We start from the raw sequence: 20478 nt of genomic DNA, 5'->3' as shown, positions 1-20478 counted from the left end.
ATTTAATCTATTTCTATTAAGACAGGCAAATGATCTGAAGGATATTTTAAATCTTTAGAATCACTTAGCACTGCGTGTTTTTCTATTTTCAGTCCACTATTTTTAGAAACAAAAATGTAATCTATTAACAACGTTACTGGTTCATTGTATTTAAAACCGTTGAAGGTTCCTGACGGTCCAAAAGGTTTTTCTTTAGAAACATCTCTGGTATCATCCATCACTTTTTTAATCTCTGTAATTTGTTTGGTATCAGGTTCCGAATTAAAATCTCCCATTAAAAAAACTGGGTATTTTTTGCTGTTAATTGCTGCAATTTTCGAAAGTACTAACTGCACTCCCTTTACTCTTGCTTCTTCACCCATATGATCCAAATGCAGATTAAAAACCCAAAATGTCTTTTTTGTTTTCAAATCGGTAAAAAGTCCATAGGTACAAACTCGGTTACAAGCAGCATCCCATCCTCTTGAAACTACATTTGGTGTTTCTGACAACCAAAATGTATTAGAGTCCTGAACTTTAAAACGATCTTTTTTATAATAAATCGTACATGCTTCTCCTGTTCCTGCTTCTTCTCTTCCTATTCCAAACTTGTTGTATTTTGGAAAAACCGAAGCAATATCTATAACCTGGTTTGGTAGTGCTTCCTGGACCCCAAAAATATCCGGACTATAAAATTGTACTTGAGAAGTAAAATAATCCTTTCGGTTTGGCCATGCATTTTCTCCATCTGAAGCCACATCTAAACGAATATTGTAGGTCATAATTTTTAAATTTTGACCATAAAATGAACCGCTTACCAAAAGCAGCATTACCACTAAAACAATTGAATTTATCTTTTTCATATTTAAAAAATTTTAATCTTGTAAAGCTAGTCTTTCCGAGGCTTTACTGAAAAAAATCAATTTAAAACTTATGTTAATTATACACTCTGACGTAGTCAACTTCGAAAGTTGCATTCGTAAAATTTGGATCAACTGTTCCTCCAAAATTACCTCCCATTGCCAAATTCAAAATCAGAAAGAAGTTTTGATTAAATGGTGTTGAAGCGCTATTTATATAGGTGTAGAACAATTGATCATCTACATAAAACTTAATATTATCTGCAGACCACTCAGCAGCATAAACATGAAATTCTGTTGCCGAATTTGGAACGGTTACGATCGCAGTGTCTGGCGTATTTCCTGAACGTCCAGGCGAATGCAACGATGAATGATTGACATTTGGATTGTTTCCAACAGATTCTAAAATATCTACTTCTCCACATAATGGCCAACCGGCAGTGTCAATGTTAGCACCTAACATCCAGAACGCAGGCCATGTTCCGCCGCCAACAGGGAGTTTTGCACGAACTTCGGCTCTTCCATATTTAAATGAAAACTTCCCTTTTGTAAGCATTCTCGATGAAGTATAATGGCTTCCCATATACTCTTCCTTAATGGCTTTAATTTTTAGAGTACCATTTGAAATAATTACATTTTCAGGTCTATTGGTATAATACTGTAATTCATTATTGCCAAAACCATTTCCCGTTCCTAAATCATAACCCCATTTTGAGTTATTTGGAGAACCGTTAACATCAAATTCATCAGCCCAAAGTATTTTTCTCGCAACAAAAACAGTAACAGAAGTTGTTTTACTTACAAATTGCCCCGCAGCATTATAAGCCGAAACAATTATGGGATAATTTTTAGTTCCCGAAGCTGTAAATTCATACGTTAAATCACCATTCGTGAGGTCTTTTGCCTGACCATCAATTAAGACTTTGTATGAAATTGCATTTGCTGCATTAAAGGTAAAATGTACTTTCCCACTTCCATCTCCATCAGGTTTATCAGTCGTTTTACCAACTACTTCCATTTTAACAGTAAGATTTGAAGGTGCTGGCAGCACTGGATCTCCATCTCCTGCGTCGCTACCACTGCTGCAAGACTGGAAGCCAAACAATAAGAGAAAAGTAAAAGTCCCTACTTTTTTCATGTAATTCTTTATTTTCATCATTATTAATTTGAATTAGTTTTTACTTTTTTGATGTACCTTTTTTAGCTTCTGAAAAATCCAAATAATTTAGATTGAAGCCGCCTTTTTCGAAAACCACTTTAATTTTGTTTGTTCCGGCATTTAAGTTTACTCCTGATAAAATAACAGTTTTCCATTTGTTATTATCTCCTGTTGCAGGAAGTGTGATGGTTTCTGATTTATTTCCGCCTTCTGTTTCTAAATGAAGTTTACCTTCAGAACTTTCACTTGAATAACGAATAGCAACTTTATAATCATTCTGTTTTTTAACTTCTGAAGTAAATTGCAGCCATTCTCCATCCTCAATAAAAGAAACCTGATAACCGTTTGATCCCGAATCCTTACATGGCAAAATATCAACACCATCATTTCTCATGGTATTTCCTTTGTTCCATTGATCAAAAGTTCCGGTTGCTACTCTGTAATTCACAAAATCTTTATCCGAATAAGCATATCCGTTTGTTCCCAGATCATATTGCGTTGCAATAATTTTCCCCGGAATTACATGTTTTATATATGGTTTAGTGTCATTAGTCTGAACTTGTCTGAACATCGCATCAATAACATCTGGTTTAACGGTTACGTTTTCCATTTTGTAATTATCTGCCATTTTCATCAACGCTTTTTTGGCAAAATCTTCTGATGGTTTTTGCCCTCCATCTTTCCAATACTTTAGTAAAATATCATATTCAGGAATTTTTGTAACCGAAGTCACGCCGGCAATATTTTCTATTTTTTTCATTGGCCAAAAAGCCCATCCAATATTATTGGTTTCCATTAGTGTAAGTGCATCTTTGAACCAAACATTAGAATTTTCTCCACTTTCTCCCAACCAAATCGGAATGTTATATTGTGTTCTGTAATCCAACATTTTCTGGATGGATTCTTTGTCATTGTAATTCCAATATTTATGAAAACTTAAAGCCATATTTTCATCCCATAAAGGAAAAACTCCGTTGTAATTATTTCCCCAACAATTCCCTTCGATAATAACCATATGATTGGTATCCACTTCGCGAATCGCTTTTGTAACCGCAACCATTAAATCTCTTAATGGACCATTAGAATTTTCATCGCAACCGTTTTTATTGGTTCCTGTAAAATTCCAGTTTGGTTCGTTGATAATGTCGTAAGCCCCAATCCAGGGATTATCTCTATAACGAGCAGCGAGTTTTTTCCATAAAGCAATCATTTTTTTCTGATTGGCTTCACTATCCCAAAGTGATGGCTTAGTGGTATCATAATCAGAAATTGCCGCATCATTCCCTTGCCCACCTGGCGCTGCGTGCAAATCTAAAATCAGGTACATTTTATTTTCGGCACACCATTTTAATAAATTATCTGTCATGATAAACCCCTCTTCAATCCAGGTAATTTCGCCATTTTTTTCTTCCTGAATTGATGGTGTGTACAAGTTGTAATGCATTGGCAAACGAACCGAATTGAAACCCCAGGCTGCTAATGAATCGATATCGCGTTTTGTGATACCGTTTGCTTTATATGCCGCATAGAATTCTTTTGTTCCTTTTTCTCCTGCAACTTCCTGAATTTTTTGTTTAATCTGATATTGAGGACTCGCAAAGGACTGTGTTTGTAACATATACCCTTCCTGAACCATCCATCCGCCTAAACCAAGACCTCTTAATATTATATTTTTCCCGTTTCCGTCTACGATCTTTTGTCCGTCTCTATGCAAGAAACCTTGTCCGAAAGTAGCAACTGAAAGTAAAAGTTGTACTGTTATAAATATTTTTTTCATCTGAAAATGATTTATTTTCTGTTAAAAATTATCTGATTATTTCCAGGTATAAGTTGCAACTGCTCCAGCGTCTAAAGACGTTGTAACCCATTTATTATTGAATTTAATATTGAAGGTTTGACTTGTTGCCCCATCATTTTCAACAATTAATACTTTTGATCCGGAAGGTGTAATAAAAGCAACGTTTTGAAGATCTCCGCCTGAATTACTTCCAATTCTTATAGAACCCATTGGAACAAATTTTGAAGCATGGGCAATGATGTAATAAGCAACATTACGCTGAAAAGCCTCACTTGAAGTTATTGTCAAAGCACCTTTACACATAGAACAGCCACCATCAGTATGAGGTTGAAAATTGCCGTCATTGGCTAAATTCCACTCAAGCGCATTTTTACTATAATTTCTCATAGAACCAATGATTACATTTCTAAGATGCCATTTTAAATCGCCATCAAAACTGGCTGCAGAAGAAGTCCATTGCTCTGTAAAATAGATATTTTTAGTTGGGTAAGCATTGTACACATTCGTAAGCGCGCTGATATCTCCACCATAAAGGTGAAAGGCAGATCCGTCTACAAATGGATTAGCATCTACATCGGCCAAAATTGCTTTTGGGTAATTAGGATTATCACAGTTATGATCGTATGCAATAATTTTAACTTTAAGATTTGCAGCTTTAAAAGCAGGGCCTAAATTATTTTTAATAAAAGAAGCCTGATCTGTGGCAGACATATACATACTAGGATTATTTCCGTCATGCAAAGGCTCGTTTTGAGGCGTTATGGCATCAATTGTAATTCCTTCAGCCTTCATTTGCTGAATGTATTTTACAAAATATTTAGCATAAACATCATAGTATTGAGTCTGTAATTTTCCTCCCATAAAACTGTCCTTGTCTTTCATCCAAACTGGAGCAGACCATGGTGTTGCCATAATCAAAATTTTAGGATTGATTACCAGAATTTCTTTCAACAGAGCAATTACTCCAGCTTTATCTTTAGCTAAACTAAATTTTGCCAAATCTAAATCAGTTTCTCCCGTTGGAAGATCGTCATAGGTAAAAGGACTAGCATTTAAATCTGATGCACCAATACTGATTCTAAGATAACTTACGCCAATAGAATTTTCTCCTGTACCAAATAATTCCTTCAATAAAGCACTCTTTTTTGATGCTGTTAATTGATTAATCATTTCAGCGCTTCCTCCTGTTAAAGTGTAACCAAAACCATCTACAGTCTGATACTTTTGAGATGCATTTACTTCGATATTGGTATAAGTATTAGAAACAGTTCCAAATCCTAAAGTTCCTGTTTGTTTCGCTAATAACATGCTTTGATCTCCTTTTGTAAGCCAAAAATCGACATCGTTTGTGACAACAACAGGAGGAGTTACAGGAGGTGTAACCGGCGGCGGAACAGGATCAGTGGCATCGTTTGATGAAGAGCATTTTACCTGTGCGAATATGGCAATCGCAAAGAATAATGCTTTTATAGTGTTTTTAAAGTTTAGTTTCATTTTTTATGGTTTTTTAGTTAATAGTGACACTTAGTATACAACTGTCTGCATAGCGTGTGCCGGTATAGTTATAATGGTTTTAGATGTGTTATTTATTAAACTATAAACAACCTCCCTATCTGATTGGTTCATAATGATAGTGGCAATTTTTCCGTCAGGGTTTTTAAAAGACGTACTCAAAAGACTTTGATCACTGTTAGTTTGATTTATTCTTTTTGCATTCGGCTGAATAAATTTTGAAAGATGACCAATATAATAATACATTGGAGTAAGAATCAATTCGTCTTTTGTGGTATCTGCATGGATTGGAGCAAAACAAAAATTCCCAACATGATTAGGTCCTCCATTTTTATCTAAAAGAATATTCCAGTCTGTCCAGCCAACCGTACCGTTATTAAAATCATTAATCATATTAAGACCATAACGCTCTGCATTTCCCCAGAATTGAAATTTTGTGGCATCAAATTTTTCTACACAGCCTTCTGTAAAAAGTAAATTTTTATTTGGAAAAGCTTTATGTACATTACCTACAGATTGAAATTGCGGAGGTCCGCCATTCCAGGTCTCATACCAGTGGAATCCAATTCCCCAGGCGTATTTTGAAACTTCAGGATCTGAAAAAACAAGATTGGCCCTTGTTTCTAACTGATCACCACGATTGTGATCCCAAATAATAATATTTTTAGAGCCCAGTCCTTCTTTTTCTAAAGTTGGTCCGAGGAAATTTTTCAGAAAATCTCGTTCGGCTTCCGGAGTATAAATACAAGATTCCCATCTCTGTTTGGCCATTGGTTCATTTTGAATTGTCAATCCCCAAACTGGTATACCTTCTTTTTCGTATGCTTTTATAAACTTGGCATAATAATTTGCCCATGATTGTGCAAACTCAGGCAATAAAACGCCGCCGTGCAAAATATCATTATTGTCTTTCATGAAAGCTGGGGGACTCCAGGGACTTACAAATAATGTTAATTTCCCGCCGGCAGTTTCAATTGCTTTTTTGATTAATGGAATTCGATATTTTCTATCGTGATCAATATTGAAGGTTTTTAATTCTTTGTCTCCCTCAGAAATATAAGTATAACTGTCGCTGCTAAAATCGCAACTATGAATGTTAGTTCTGGCTAAGGAATAACCAATTCCTTTATTTTTATCGTAGTAAGCAGTAAGGAATTCCTGCTGTTTTTTAGGAGATAATTTGGCAAAAACTTCAGCACTTGCATCTGTAATAGCACCGCCAATTCCTAAAAAAGTCTGATCTGTTTTTTCAGCATCAATAACAATAGATACTGTTGAATTTGTTTGTTGTGAAGTTGAATTTAAAATTAAATTATTAGATAATGATAATCTCAAATTAGTATTTTCGGCCGTAGTATAAACCTTAATTTTTTTGTTTGATTTGGATGCAGAAACAGTAGTGTTATCCACAACCTTTGATGAAGCACAACTTAATTGCAGCACTAGTATTGGAGCTATTAATATTCTATTTATGGCTTTCATTGTTACTTTTCAAAAAAACTGTTTAATTTAAAATTCAAGTAATCGAGGGCCAAAATGGATGATTCAGATCAACCCTCGTACTCTTCTATAAAACATTAATATACAAGTGTCTGTATAGCATGCGCAGGAATTTTTACTACTGTTTTTTCAGCAGCTATTATTAAATTATATGTAACCTCTTTATCTGTTTGGTTCATAACAATAGTTGCCATGGTTCCATCAGCATTCAAAAATGAGGTACTTAATAAAGCACTTCTGCTCACAGCAGAGCTAACTCTAACTGCATTTAAGCGAATGAATTTTGAAAAATGTCCGATATAGTAATAAGAAGGTGTATAAATTAACTCGCCCGTTGTAGTGTCAGCATGGATTGGTGAAAAACAAAAATTTCCGACATGATTAGGACCACCATTTTGATCTAAAAGAATATTCCAGTCTGTCCACCCTGCAGTTCCATTATTAAAATCATTAATCATAGAAATACCGTATCTCTCGCCGTTACCCCAAAATTGATATTTTTTAGCATCAAACTTTTCAACACAACCTTCAGTAAATAGTAAACCTTTATCAGGATAAGCTTCATTTACTTTGGCCACATTATCAAACATTGAAGCTCCGCCTGACCAGTTTTCATACCAGTGAAAACCCATTCCCCAAACATATTTTGAAGCTTCAGGATCAGAGTAAATAACATTAGCCCTGTAATTCATTAAATCGCGGTTATGATCCCATGCAATAATTTTTACATCACCTAATTTTTCCTTTTTCAATGTTGGCCCAAGGAAGTTTTTAATAAAATCTCTTTCAGCTTCTGCAGTATAAATACAAGATTCCCATGTTTGTACCGCCATTGGCTCATTTTGAGTTGAAGTTCCCCAAATTGGAATTCCTTCTTTCTCGTATGCTTTTATAAACTTGGCGTAAAAATTTGCCCAAGTCTGATAATATTCAGGTAGTAAAGTCCCGCCTTTTAATACATTTTTATTGCTTTTCATGAAAGCATTTGGTGACCAGGGTGCAACATAAGTTAACAATTTTCCTCCAGCAGTCTGAATGGCCTGCTTTATTAACGGAATGCGATATTGTCTGTCATGATCAATAGAAAACGTTTTTAAATCTTTATCGCCTTCTTCGATATAAGAATAGCTTCCACTGCTAAAATCAGAACTTTGTATCGTTGTTCTTAGCAAAGAATAGCCAATTCCTTTATTTTTATCATAATAGGCATTTAAGAATTCTGTTTGTTTTTCTTTTGAAAGTTTAGCAAAAATTTCAGCACTCGCATCTGTAATAGCGCCACCAATTCCCATAAAAGTCTGGAATCTTTTTGATGGTTCTACAAAAACTGATGTCTCAGTTTCAAGAGGTTGTTTTGCTGCAGAAAAAGTTAAATTATCTGTAGAAGTAATCCTTAGATTTGAATTTTCAGCAGTAGTATAAACTGCTATTTTTTTTCCATTGGTTGTAAATTCTTTTTTTGTTTTCGGTTGGGCAAAAGAAGCCACCGAAAATAAAAAACATAGAATTTTAAAACTATTATTTTTCATTCTTCCTTTATTATTTAAATTCTAAATTGAAGTATATTTTTTTTCAGAAACTCTTTCTCTGACGTAGTTTAAGGTTTTAAAAAATAGCCCATACTCATAACGATTATGGGCTATTTACAACCAAACTTAAACTTAACTTAATCTTTTTATTTTCCTCTAAACTCGATTTTAGTAACAGTAATTCCGTCTTTTGTAAACTTATTACCGCCAGAGCGAATTAGTAAATAAATCTTACCTGTTGCAGCGAATTTTACTGTATTAGAAACTGTACCTGTTTTCTCATTTTTAACACATCCAACTACAGAAAGCATACCTGAAAATAAATCTTTCGCGCAACCATCCCAAGTACTTAGCCCCATTACTTTATTATCTTTATATTCAACGCCTGAAACCGGTGCCGATGTTCCTGCATAAACTTCAAACCAGGTTTCATCTGACCCGCTTGGTGAAGAAACATGCATATCAATTGTGTATTCTTTATCTTTTACAACATCTATAGCCTGATAAATTCCTTCTTGAGCCCATCCTCCCGGAGAATGAATAGTAGCACTATTATTTTCATAAGACCAAAAAGCCGCACCTGAAGCACTTAAATTTAATACAGTCCATTTTGCCTGATCCGCTGCTGTTGCGAAAGAGCCTCCCTGAACTAAATTACCTTTTAAAGGATCTGTTGTAGCAACTACTAACTCTTTAGATGCAGTAGCTTTACCTCCTCCAGCCCCAATGGCCGTTTGGGTAATCGTATAAGTTCCTGCATCAGGAAAAGAAACTTCCTGCACTCCTTTTCCAACATAATCTCCATTTCCTGTATTCCAGATTGATTTTAAAACTACATTGGTTTTTGCAACCAGATTATAAGTATTTACTTTGCCTTCAACAGGAACAATATCAAAAGATGCATCAACATTGTTGTTGGTTAAACCATTATCAACAAAAGAATCATCTGGCTGACAGCTTGTAAAGCCTAATACAGCTGCCATAAAAAACAATAGTAAAAATCTTTGTTTTTTGTTTATATTTATTTTCATATGATATTTTATTAACTATTAGTAATTAGGATTTTGAACAAGTTGAGTGTTCTCTAAATCTTTCTGTGGAATTGGCCAAATTTCATTTTTACCAGCCACAAATCCACTACTAGCAAGAACAGTTGCTGCTTTCCCGGTTCTTACTAAATCAAACCAACGGTGCCCTTCACCAGCCAATTCTAATCTTCTTTCGTTAGCAATAGCATCCAAAGATACTGGTACTGAACCTAAACCAACTCTAGCACGTACAGCATCTAGTAAAGCCTGTGCTCTTGCTCCTGTTCCGCCTAAAGCTTCTGCTTCCATTAAATAAGTATCTGCTAAACGGATTGCATAAGTATCTTGTTTGTAATTTAAAGCCGTCGCTCCACCTCCTGATGAAGTATCAGAATTTAAAGGCATAAATTTCTTTAAGAAATATCCTGTATCCTGATCTCCTTTTGCGTACTTAGCTGCTCCTGATGCAACTAAAGGCAGCACGTCAAAAATTGTAGATTCAAAACGTGGATCTCCTTTCATAGCATTATACAAACTAGGGGTTACAGGATTAAAACTCCATCCGGAAACATAATCTGGTAATGTAGTTTGTGCTCTCTCGTATCCTCTTGGACCAACCATAATATTTACAGAGTTACCTTCGTCAGCTCCACCGCCCCAGAATCCCCAATCTGCATTACTTTTATCTGTATGCATAATTTCGATAATCGCTTCTGAGTTAAATTTATTACTGATCACCCATAAATCTGAGAATTTACTAAGCAGTTTGTATCCATACATACTTGTACCTCCCGGAGTTCCATTTACATCAGCAAATTCCGCCGCTGCCAATGAATTTTTACCTTCATATAAATATACTTTCCCTAATAGTGCCTGAACAGCACCTTTAGAAAAACGACCTCCTTCTGTTGCGGTATCTACTTTATTTGGTAAACCTGCTTTTGCTTCAATTAAATCTTTCTCAATTTGAGCATAAATTTCTTCCGGGCTAACTTGGGTACTTTTATATCCCTCGGCTGGTGAAATTGGAGTTAGAATTAATGGTAAATTCCTGAACGTTCTTACTAGTTCAAAATAGTAATAGCCACGCAATGCTTTTGCTTCTGCTGCAAAACGTACTTTCTTTGCATCAGACATATTTACCTCTGGCAATTTTAACAGTAAAATATTTGCTCTGGCAATTCCTTGGAAAAAATCTCCCCAATAACTTCTAGGCATAGTGATTTTATCTAATTTATAATTATCAAAACCATGAATTCCTGCTCCATCTCCAGGCCCTCCACCTCCGGCATAAAAGTCATCTGAACCAGCGTTTAGCATGGTAATCATGTTTTCAAAACCTTTTGATTGTTTGCCCATGATATCATAAGTAGCAACTAATGCTGAGAATGCTTCTGATTCATCTTTGTAATAATTCTCTACCAATGGAAGTCCTTTTGGATCAACTGTTAAAAAATCTTCACCACAAGAAGAGCTAAGAAGCAACAATCCTACTGCAGCGAATGAATATCTTATATTTTTAATTTTCATAATCTCTAATTTTAAAATTGTAAATTAACCCCTAACATTAAAGTTCTAGCTTGTGGATAATATCCTTTATCAATACCAAAAACTCCTCCACCAATTTCTGGATCATAGCCAGAGTATTTTGTAAATGTCAATAAATTTTCACCAGTCAAATAAAGTCTGGTTTTTGAAAGACCTGCTTTTGATACAACATCACTTGGAAGGTTATAACCAATTTGAACCGTTTTGATTCTCCAGTAATCTCCATCTTCTAAATAAAAATCTGATGCCTTTGAGAAATTTTCATTATTATCAACTGTTGATAAAATTGGATATGAATTAGTTGATCCTTCACCTGTCCAACGCCCCAAAGCAGAAGTTTGATAGTTAGCATCTGTAATATCCAGACGACGAAGTCCTTGAAAAATTTTGTTTCCGATTGCTCCCTGAGTAAAAATTAATAAGTCAAAGTTTTTATAATCTAAATTAAGCGTGAAACCATAGGTATATTTTGGAAGTGGACTTCCGATAAAAGTTTTATCATCGTCTGTTATTTTTCCATCACTATTAGTGTCTTGCCATCTGAAATCTCCTGGTCTTGCACCTGGCTGAATTAAACCACCTGAAGCGTTTGTGTAAGCATTAATTTCTGCTTGATTTTGAAAAATACCTTGTGTTTTATATCCATAGAAAGAATTGTAAGATTGTCCTACTTGTGTTCTTGTCACTGGACCCATATTTTGGAAAGAAGCATCTCCAGAAATGAACGTGATATCTTTTCCTAAATTAGTTACTTCATTTTCCAAATAAGAAATATTTCCGCTTATACCAAAACCAACCTGACCAATTTTTTTGCGATAAGAAAGTTCTAAGTCAATCCCCTTATTATCCATATCAGCAATGTTTGCAGAAGGTCGACCAGTACTACCAACATGACCAGGCAAGTCAATATCTTGCAAAATACCTGTAGATTTTTTAATATAAAAATCTGTGGTTAATGACAAATCATTAAAAAATGTAATATCGAAAGCTACGTTAGCCTGACTTGTTTCTTCCCATTTCAAATCTGGATTTGCTGGTGCATTTGGACTATTACCAACAACTACTGAGCCTTGATTTCCGATAGTATAGTTTCGCCCCGAACCAATAGTTGCTAAGTATTTGAAATCTCCAATAGCATCACTACCTGTAATTCCATATCCTCCTCTAAACTTTAACTGAGTAACTACCTTGTTTGCTGGCCAAAAATTTTCTTTAGTTGGTACCCATCCTAAAGAGAATGATGGAAAAGTTCCGTATTTATTATTTTGACCAAAACGAGAAGAACCATCACGACGTACAATACCAGTAAATAAGTATTTCTCTTTGTAATCATAATTCACTCTAGCGAATAATGATGTTACTTTATGCTGAAAACCATTGTAAGCAGAAGCTGTAATATCGTCCTGTGGATGATCGTTCGGGAAAGTTGCATCATCAAAATTGGTGTATGGTATACTGAAATAAGTCACTGTCGACCCAGAGGTAATATTATCAACATATGCACCTTGCCCTACCAAAACTGAAAAGTTATGATCAGCTATTTGTTTCGTGTATGAAACAGTGTTTTCGATATTCCATCCAAAACCTTTATTAGAATTTCTGGACAAATTATTTTTAGCATTAATAGTAGAAGAGTTGAAATAATATTCAGGTGTAAAACTTTCTGCTCCCCAATACGATAATTTACCTCCTAATGTAGTTCTAAATTTTAAGCCTTTAATCGCTTCTACTTCTAAGTAAGCATTACCTACAAAATTATCTGACCATCCATAATTACCTAATCTAGTTTGGATATACGCCAAAGGATTACTCATTTCCTGAACTACTTTTTGAGAAATTCCGTATGGATTACCACTTGCGTCTCTTAAAATATAATCCTGAGTGTATGGTGCTGCATTTGCTACAGCCGGATCAGTAACAATAGCCGGTGTAAGTGGATCTAAATTGATTGCAGAACTTAAAGGGCCTCCATATTCATTATTAGTATTTCCAATTCCAACATTTTTTTCGTGAGAATATCCTAAAGTCTGACCAAAAGTTAATCCTTTTACAATTTTATGAGTCGAATTTAAACGGATGTTTTTTCTATTGTAGTTAGAAATAGGAGTTGCTACAATACCTTCCTGATCTAATAATCCGAACGAAACATAAAATGTAGATACATCATTGCCGCCTGACAAACTAAGTTCATGACCTGTCTTTTGAGCACTGTCATTAAAAATTGTACTTTGCCAATCAGTACCAGCACCATAAGAAGATGGAGATTGGTATGGCAATGTATATGGTTTTGCCGGATCATACCCGTTTGCATATCTTTCATTCATTAAAGTAGCATACTCTGTTCCATTCAATAAATCTAATTTTCTAGCTGCTTTAGAGAAACCGGTGTAACCATTATAGTTTACACTCATTTTACCAGATTTTCCTTTTTTAGTAGTAATAAGGATAACCCCTGCTGCTGCTCTGGCACCATAAATTGCTTGGGATGCAGCATCTTTTAAAACCTCCATTGACGCAATGTCAGATTGATTTAAGTAACCAATTCCACCTGAATCAACAATAACTCCATCAACAACCCATAAAGGTTCGTTGTTTCCAAACGAAGTGATACCCCTAACGCGAATTGTCGAAGATGATCCTGGCTGTCCAGCGTTTGCAGCAATAGTAACTCCTGAAACCCTTCCTTGTAAAGCTTGCTCCACTCTTGTAAGTGGTAAATCTTCTAAGTCAGCAGCTTTTACACTAGAGATTGCTCCCGTTACAACTGATTTCTTTTGAGTACCGTATCCAACAACCACAACCTCGTTTAATGATTGTGATTCTGGTTTTAATTGAATTGTAATATTTGTTCTTCCATTTACAGCCTCCGTAACCGCACTGTAACCAATAAAAGTAACTGTCAAAACACCATTTGAAGGCACTTTAATTTGGAATTTCCCGTCAAAATCTGATGCCGTTGATTTTGTTGTTCCCTTTAATACAATAGTTGCACCCGGAACTGGCATTCCACTCTCATCGTTTATCATCCCATTTACCGTGACATCCTGAGCCACAGCTATAACCGAGAATAACAAAGACGAAATACAAAAAATAAGTAATTTTGTTAATTTCATTTTTCTAAAAATTTTGGTTAATTAATTAGTAATTTGATGCAATAATAATCTTAATTTTTTACTATCAGCAATTTAAATTCCCTACAAAAACACATCAAAGTAAAATTTATAACGTTACAAAAACACATCATTTTTTTTATAATAATCTAATTTACAATATTTTAAAATTAAAATTTAAGATGTTATGAAAATGTTAATTATAAAAATAAACACTACAGTTGTATAAGAATGCTTATTTTTATCAATAAAACACACTACTACCTCGTTGTAGTAATTACAAAAACACATCAAATAACTGAAATACAAATAGTTATATATAAAAAATTGAAATAAATTAAAAAATTCATGAAATTGATAAAATCATATTTTATTATTATTTTTTTTACATTATTCACAACAGCATTTTTTGGGCAAGTCAAAAGTATAGGTTTGCCTGATGTAAGAAATTACAAGCGAAACGAATATAAAGGAGGAACCCAAAATTGGAACATTGGACAGGATAAAAATGGAAACCTCTATTTTGCCAATAATAATGGTCTTTTGCAATTTGACGGTTCATCCTGGAGAAAATATCCGTTGCCTAATTTAACCTCTGTACGCTGTTTAAAAATTGATGACTCAGGAAAAATTTATGTAGGCGGCTACAATGAATTTGGTTATTTCCAGCCAAATGAAAAAGGAAAACTAAAATACACATCGTTAGCCAAAAGTGTAGATAAAAACAAAATCAAAATAATTGATTTCATATGGAAGATTCACACCCTAAACAATCAAACCATTTTTCAGTCTTTTGCCAGAGCATACATCTTTAAAGATGGAAAACTTACTATTTTAAAAGCTCCAAAACGATTTCAATTTTCATTTGTAGTCAACAACAAACTATATTTTCAGGATATAGATAAAGGAATATTAGAATACCGAAATGGAAAACTATACGCTCTGCCAAACACAACCAGCCTTAATAACACCGAAGTGTGGGGAATGTATGCTCTAGACAAAAGTAAAATCTTAATTATAACACTTGAAAAAGGATTGTTTATCTATGAGAAGAATACCGTAAAGCCATGGGATACTGAAGCTAATAATTTTGTAAAAAAGAACAACTCACTGGGAGGAGCTACAATAGAAAATAATTTCATTGTTTTAAACTCTGTACTAGATGGTATTGCTATTTGTGATTTCAATGGTAAAATAATACAACATCTCAATCGAAAAAAAGGATTACAAAACAATACTGTTTTAACATCCTTTATTGACAATAAAAACAACCTATGGCTTGGTCTCGACAATGGTATTGCTTTTGTAAACGAAGGATCTCCTTTTACCTATTTTGGTTTCAGCTATGACATTAGTACTGTTTATGCCTCCGTAATTCATGAAGGAAATTTATACGTCGCAACAAACCAAGGTGTTTTTTATCATGCGTGGAACAACAGCTTTAAAGAAGACACTTTTAAACTTGTCGAAGGAACTACTGCACAATCATGGAATGTTCAGGTCATTGATAATGAATTAATTTGTTCAAACAACAGAGGAGCCCTAGTTATAAAAGGTGGAAGAGTTACCAATACAATCGATTCCAAAGGTTATTTTGGTTTTAAAAACATCCCAAACCGACCTGGCTTTTTTATAGGATCAAATTATGATGGATTTGCCATTTTTCAAAAGACATCTGGCGGATTAATCTATAAGAATCAGATTATTGGCTTTGACAAATCATCAAATAGTTTTGAGCTTGATAAATCGTTTTTATGGCTAAAAAAAGACGAATCAATTTACAGAATGTCTCTGAGCAATGATTTAACAAGATTTTCATCCATCAAAAAGATAGACCATTTAAGCACTCAATATAAAAATATTGGAAGCATCCAGAAAATTGACAATCAATTATACTTCCAGACGAATAACCATTTTTATAAATACTCTCAGGAGCAGGATTTATTTTATGAGGATAAGAATTTATCTAAATTATTCAGGAATATACCTAATATAAATGCATTGAGTGAAGATTCTCAATCGAACTTATGGTATGCCTTTGACGAATCTCTCGGTGTATTAATGAAGCGAAACAAATATTACACCAATATCGTCGCTCCTTTTTCAAACTTAACAGGGAATTTGGTTAGTAATTATTTGTCTGTCACTACCATTGACTCTAAGAATATTTTTATTGGATTGACAGACGGGTTAGCCCATTACGATTCTGAACTCTTGAATAATTATGTAACAAAACCAAAAGCTTTTATTCGAAGCTTTTCTTTTCCAGGCGATACTATTGTATTGGGAAACAACCAAAATAAAATTGAGAACATTCGAATTCCATATTCGTCAAACCATGTGCGTTTTACATTTTCATCACCTACATATGAAAACCTTGAAAATGTAGAATTCTCTTATCAACTGGAACCTTTTGATGACAAATGGAGCAACTGGTCAACCATGTCGATCAAAGAATACACAAATCTTCGTGAAGGAGATTACAAAATGAATGTAAAAGTTAGAAACAGCTACGGAATTCAATCCGAACCGTCAACACTTTTATTTACTGTTTCTCCACCTTGGTACAGACACTTTTTGGCATTCATCATTTATTTTGTTTTAATCATCATTGCGATCTATGTTATTTCGAACCGAATCAAAATGAAGATCAGAAAAAACAAATATTATGAAACGATAGAACAAAGAAGATTGTATCTTGAAAAAGAATCAAGAATCAGGCAAGAGCAATACGACCTTGAAAAAGAAATTGAAAAACTGAAAAATGATAAACTTCAGATCAAAATCCTGGCAAAAGATAAAGAATTAGTAAATAACTCTTTGCAGGTTGTAAAGAAAAATAAAATCCTAAACGGAATTATTCACAAACTAAAAGAAATTGACGTTGATGCGCTTGACGATTCAACAAAATTTCAAGTCAGCAAACTAAATAAAAGTATTGTAAAGGAAGTGAATACAGACAAAAGCTGGAAAGATCTTGAGAAACACATCAAGAACGTTCACTTTGAGTTTTTGAAGCGTTTAAAGGAAAAATACCCAACTATATCACCGCGAGAACTTGACTTATCAACTTATTTGTTAATGAATATGTCAACCAAAGAAATTGCAGAAATCATGAATATTTCGACTGGTGGAGTTGAGCTGGCGAGATATCGCTTAAGAAAAAAATTAGGCTTAAATAAAAAAGAAAACCTAATAGGTTTTCTTATGAGTATCTAAAAATTAAAAAGCCATTCGTTGTAACGAATGGCTTTTTATTATGAAATATATTCCAAAGTACGCTCGAGCGCCATTCCTCTGGAACCTTTTATTAAAATGGCATTATTTTCAAAGTGCATTGTTTTTAGATGGTTTGAAAAATCCTCAAATGTTTCAAAAAATTGAATATTTTCACTAGCAATCTTATTTTCATAAAATGCCTTTCCAATCAAATAGCAAATTGATCTATTTTGATTTAGTAAAGATTCAACGATTATTTTATGTTCTTGCTGACTCTCCTTTCCTAATTCAAACATATCGCCTAGCACCATCACTTTATTATGACTATCCAATTGAAGAAAATTTGCAATAGCCACTGCCATACTACTCGGATTAGCATTATAAGCATCGAGGATAATCTGATTAGATCCTTTTTTTAACAATTGAGATCTGTTATTTTCCGGAATATAATTTTCAATAGCCTCTTTTACAGCTTCATTATCCACTTTAAAATAACGACCAATGGAAACTGCAGCATTTATATTATTTGAATTATACAGGCCAATTAAATGCGATTCAACAGTAAAATTTTCATAATCTACCACCACAAAAGGATTTGCAGCAATGTTTTCAATTTTCACATCAGCTTGATCATTTTTTACGCCAAAAGTAAATGATTTTATACCTACAGATTTTTCGATCTGAATTGGATCCTCCAGATTAACGAAGACAATTTTATCGTTCTTGGCTAAATATTGATACATTTCGCTTTTACCTTCTATTACACCTTCTACACCTCCAAAACCCTCTAAATGCGCTTTTCCAAAATTGGTGATGTATCCATAATCAGGCTGAGCAATTTCACATAAAAATTCAATTTCTTTTTTATGATTCGCTCCCATCTCAACAATTCCAATTTCAGTTTCTGTATTAAAACTTAACAATGTCAATGGAACTCCAATATGATTGTTCAGATTTCCAACTGTCGCTTTCGTTTTGTACTTTTTAGATAAAACTACATTAATAAGTTCTTTTGTTGTTGTCTTTCCGTTACTTCCGGTCAGGGCAATAATTGGCAATTTTAAATAAGCACGATGAAATTTTGCCAATTCCTGTAAAGTTTCTAAACTATTTTGGACAAGAATAGTTCTTTCATCTACCAGATAAGATTCATTATCAATGATAACAAATAAAGCTCCTAACTCAAGTGCTTGTTTAGCAAAAGCATTTGCATCAAAGTTTTCGCCTTTAATGGCAAAAAACATGGAATCTTTTTCAATTTTTCGTGTGTCAATTGAAAGAGATTTACATTGTAAAAACAGTTTATGAATTTCCTGAATATTCATTTATAAATTTTTTATAGATCGTAAAAGTAGAAAAAAATAAATACAAAAAATTCCAAATTCCACACTGAAATATTCAGCTTTTGGAATTTGGAATTTTTGTTATTGAATTTCTAAAACTTAGTTTCTAGGCGATTTTCTTTTTTCAGCTTTTGAACCTACTCTAGACATTGCACATCTGAATCCTATGTAATCAGTTGCCATATCCTGAGGAAAATATCTTCTTTGAGCCGGATCTAACCAATATGCTCTGTCTCTCCAAGAACCTCCTTTATAAACTCTTACTTTGTCATCGATCAAAGTAGTACGTTTACTTGAGTTATCATATTTTCTAGTCATCTGACCTAAACTATCAGTAGTGATATTATGTTTAGGAGAATTATACATTGTCTGATCTGCTTTTGGCCCTGACTCAGAATCTCCAAAGTCAAAATATCTAGAAGATTGTTTATCACCATCTCTATAATTGATATTATCGCTTGTACTGAAATTTGTTCTCAAATATGTTTCTTGTTCGTCAACTGGAACCTGTGCGATTTCTCCCGGAAGATTTCTTGCTACAACTTTTCCGTTACTTAAAGTATCATATTTAATGTTAGCAGTTGAAACGATTTCAATTTTACCGTCTTTACCAATTTTGTTTTTAGCATATTGATTTCCTCTGTAGTAGTTAAAATCATTTGCTTCATTATCAATAATAGGTCTGTAAACATCGGCTACCCATTCTGCAACGTTACCAGCCATATCGTATAATCCAAAATCATTTGGCGCATAACTTTTTACAGAGTTTGTAATATCAGCTCCATCATCAGACCAACCTGCAATTCCACCGTAATCACCGTTTCCTTGTTTAAAGTTAGCCAATTGATCTCCTTTGTTTTTACGTTTTGATGAACGTGTATAATCTCCGGACCAAGGATATTTCTTTTGTCCTTTGTAAATATTGTATTCTCTTTGCCCTACATCTGCCGCAGCTGCATACTCCCATTCTGCTTCAGTAGGAAGTCTGTACTCAGGTAAAATAACTCCAGAAGAACGTTGTGCGTATACATTTTTCTCTTCTACGACACCATCTTTATTAGGTTTAGATTTTCTTCCGTTTGGATTTTTCTTTAACACCAATTCTTCGTTACCACCATAAGTAGTAGAAGGTGAAGCAAGGTAAGCTTCAGTGTTAAATAAACTTTCGGCACTTACATCATTAGTTTTAGCACCTCTTTTAAGGTATCCGTCTTTTTCAAGAACAGCTTCGTTTACACGGTCTGTTCTCCATTTACTAAATTCAACTGCCTGAATCCAGTTTACCCCAACTACAGGATAGTTAGCATATGAAGGATGTCTTAAGTAGTTATTAGTCATCGTTTCGTTGTATCCAAGACGATTTCTCCATACTAAAGTATCTGGCGATGCTCCTTCGTAAATATTCTTGTAATTTTCTTCTGTTGGAGGAAAAACTTTCTTCAACCACTCCAGGTATTCTAAGTACATACCGTTCGTAACTTCAGTTTCATCCATGTAGAATGATTGAACGTGTTGTTGAGTCGGCGTGTTATTCCAATCGTGCATAACATCATCCTGTACTTTACCCATAGTAAATGTACCTCCTTCAACAAAAACTAAACCAGGACCAGCCTGTTGTTTTTTCCCTGCATTTCTGGCAGAAGTTCCATTCTGACTATCTACGTCCCAACCTGTTGCTCGAGAAGCGTGACTGGAACTCGATTTTTTGCTACAACTAGCCGTGCCCAACATCAATACCATTGACATCATTAATTGCAAGGCTACAATTTTGTTTACTTTCATACTCATTCTTAGGTGATAAATTTAGGTGCTGCAATATAATAATTAACATTTAATTAGCAACATCTGTTCTAATAATTTTATTTCACTGTTTTTTTACCAGAAAATAACCTA

General features: G+C 34.1%; 12 protein-coding genes. 1 reads left to right on the top strand and 11 read right to left on the bottom strand.

All coding sequences use genetic code 11. From position 1 onward, the window contains the following. Positions 1-2: 2 nt before the first annotated feature. From AC3ITQ_RS07850 to AC3ITQ_RS07810, 9 genes are all read right to left on the bottom strand, one after another. The gene (locus AC3ITQ_RS07850; protein WP_489237846.1) at positions 3-842 is read right to left on the bottom strand and encodes an endonuclease/exonuclease/phosphatase family protein; all 840 of its coding nucleotides are present in this window, start codon (positions 840-842) and stop codon (positions 3-5) included. A gap of 73 nt (positions 843-915) precedes the next feature. Continuing rightward, the gene (locus AC3ITQ_RS07845; RefSeq protein WP_489237844.1) at positions 916-1998 is read right to left on the bottom strand and encodes a glycoside hydrolase family 16 protein; all 1083 of its coding nucleotides are present in this window, start codon (positions 1996-1998) and stop codon (positions 916-918) included. 19 nt (positions 1999-2017) lie between these two features. Then, a complete protein-coding gene (locus AC3ITQ_RS07840) occupies positions 2018-3775 on the bottom strand; it encodes a cellulase family glycosylhydrolase (protein WP_489237842.1) in 1758 nt (585 codons plus the stop codon). Between the two features lie 36 nt (positions 3776-3811). Then, complete coding sequence (locus AC3ITQ_RS07835; RefSeq protein ID WP_489237840.1) at positions 3812-5290, bottom strand: glycoside hydrolase family 30 protein; 1479 nt, start codon at positions 5288-5290, stop codon at positions 3812-3814. 30 nt (positions 5291-5320) lie between these two features. Continuing rightward, entirely contained in the window at positions 5321-6790 is a 1470-nt protein-coding gene (locus tag AC3ITQ_RS07830; RefSeq protein ID WP_489237838.1) for a glycoside hydrolase family 30 protein, read from the bottom strand. 95 nt (positions 6791-6885) lie between these two features. Then, entirely contained in the window at positions 6886-8337 is a 1452-nt protein-coding gene (locus AC3ITQ_RS07825; RefSeq protein WP_489237836.1) for a glycoside hydrolase family 30 protein, read from the bottom strand. Between the two features lie 146 nt (positions 8338-8483). Continuing rightward, the gene (locus tag AC3ITQ_RS07820) at positions 8484-9368 is read right to left on the bottom strand and encodes a hypothetical protein (protein WP_489237834.1); all 885 of its coding nucleotides are present in this window, start codon (positions 9366-9368) and stop codon (positions 8484-8486) included. 18 nt (positions 9369-9386) lie between these two features. Then, entirely contained in the window at positions 9387-10895 is a 1509-nt protein-coding gene (locus AC3ITQ_RS07815) for a RagB/SusD family nutrient uptake outer membrane protein (protein ID WP_489237832.1), read from the bottom strand. Positions 10896-10906: 11 nt separating this feature from the next. After that, on the bottom strand, positions 10907-14026 hold the full coding sequence (locus tag AC3ITQ_RS07810; RefSeq protein WP_489237830.1) for a SusC/RagA family TonB-linked outer membrane protein: 3120 nt from the start codon (positions 14024-14026) through the stop codon (positions 10907-10909). 345 nt (positions 14027-14371) lie between these two features. Between AC3ITQ_RS07810 and AC3ITQ_RS07805 the strand changes: the two genes are divergently transcribed. Beyond that, positions 14372-17242, top strand: coding sequence for a triple tyrosine motif-containing protein (locus AC3ITQ_RS07805; RefSeq protein ID WP_489237828.1), 2871 nt, complete (start codon positions 14372-14374; stop codon positions 17240-17242). 38 nt (positions 17243-17280) lie between these two features. Here AC3ITQ_RS07805 and AC3ITQ_RS07800 read toward each other — a convergent pair whose 3' ends face one another. Next, positions 17281-18567 (bottom strand): UDP-N-acetylmuramoyl-tripeptide--D-alanyl-D-alanine ligase, encoded by a 1287-nt coding sequence (locus tag AC3ITQ_RS07800; RefSeq protein WP_489237826.1) that lies wholly within the window; start codon positions 18565-18567, stop codon positions 17281-17283. Positions 18568-18684: 117 nt separating this feature from the next. After that, on the bottom strand, positions 18685-20367 hold the full coding sequence (gldJ, locus tag AC3ITQ_RS07795) for a gliding motility lipoprotein GldJ (protein WP_375033847.1): 1683 nt from the start codon (positions 20365-20367) through the stop codon (positions 18685-18687). Between the last annotated feature and the right edge of the window lie 111 nt (positions 20368-20478).

Source organism: Flavobacterium sp. KH_001 (assembly GCF_057840745.1).
This window is presented reverse-complemented; position numbering and strand designations above follow the sequence as displayed.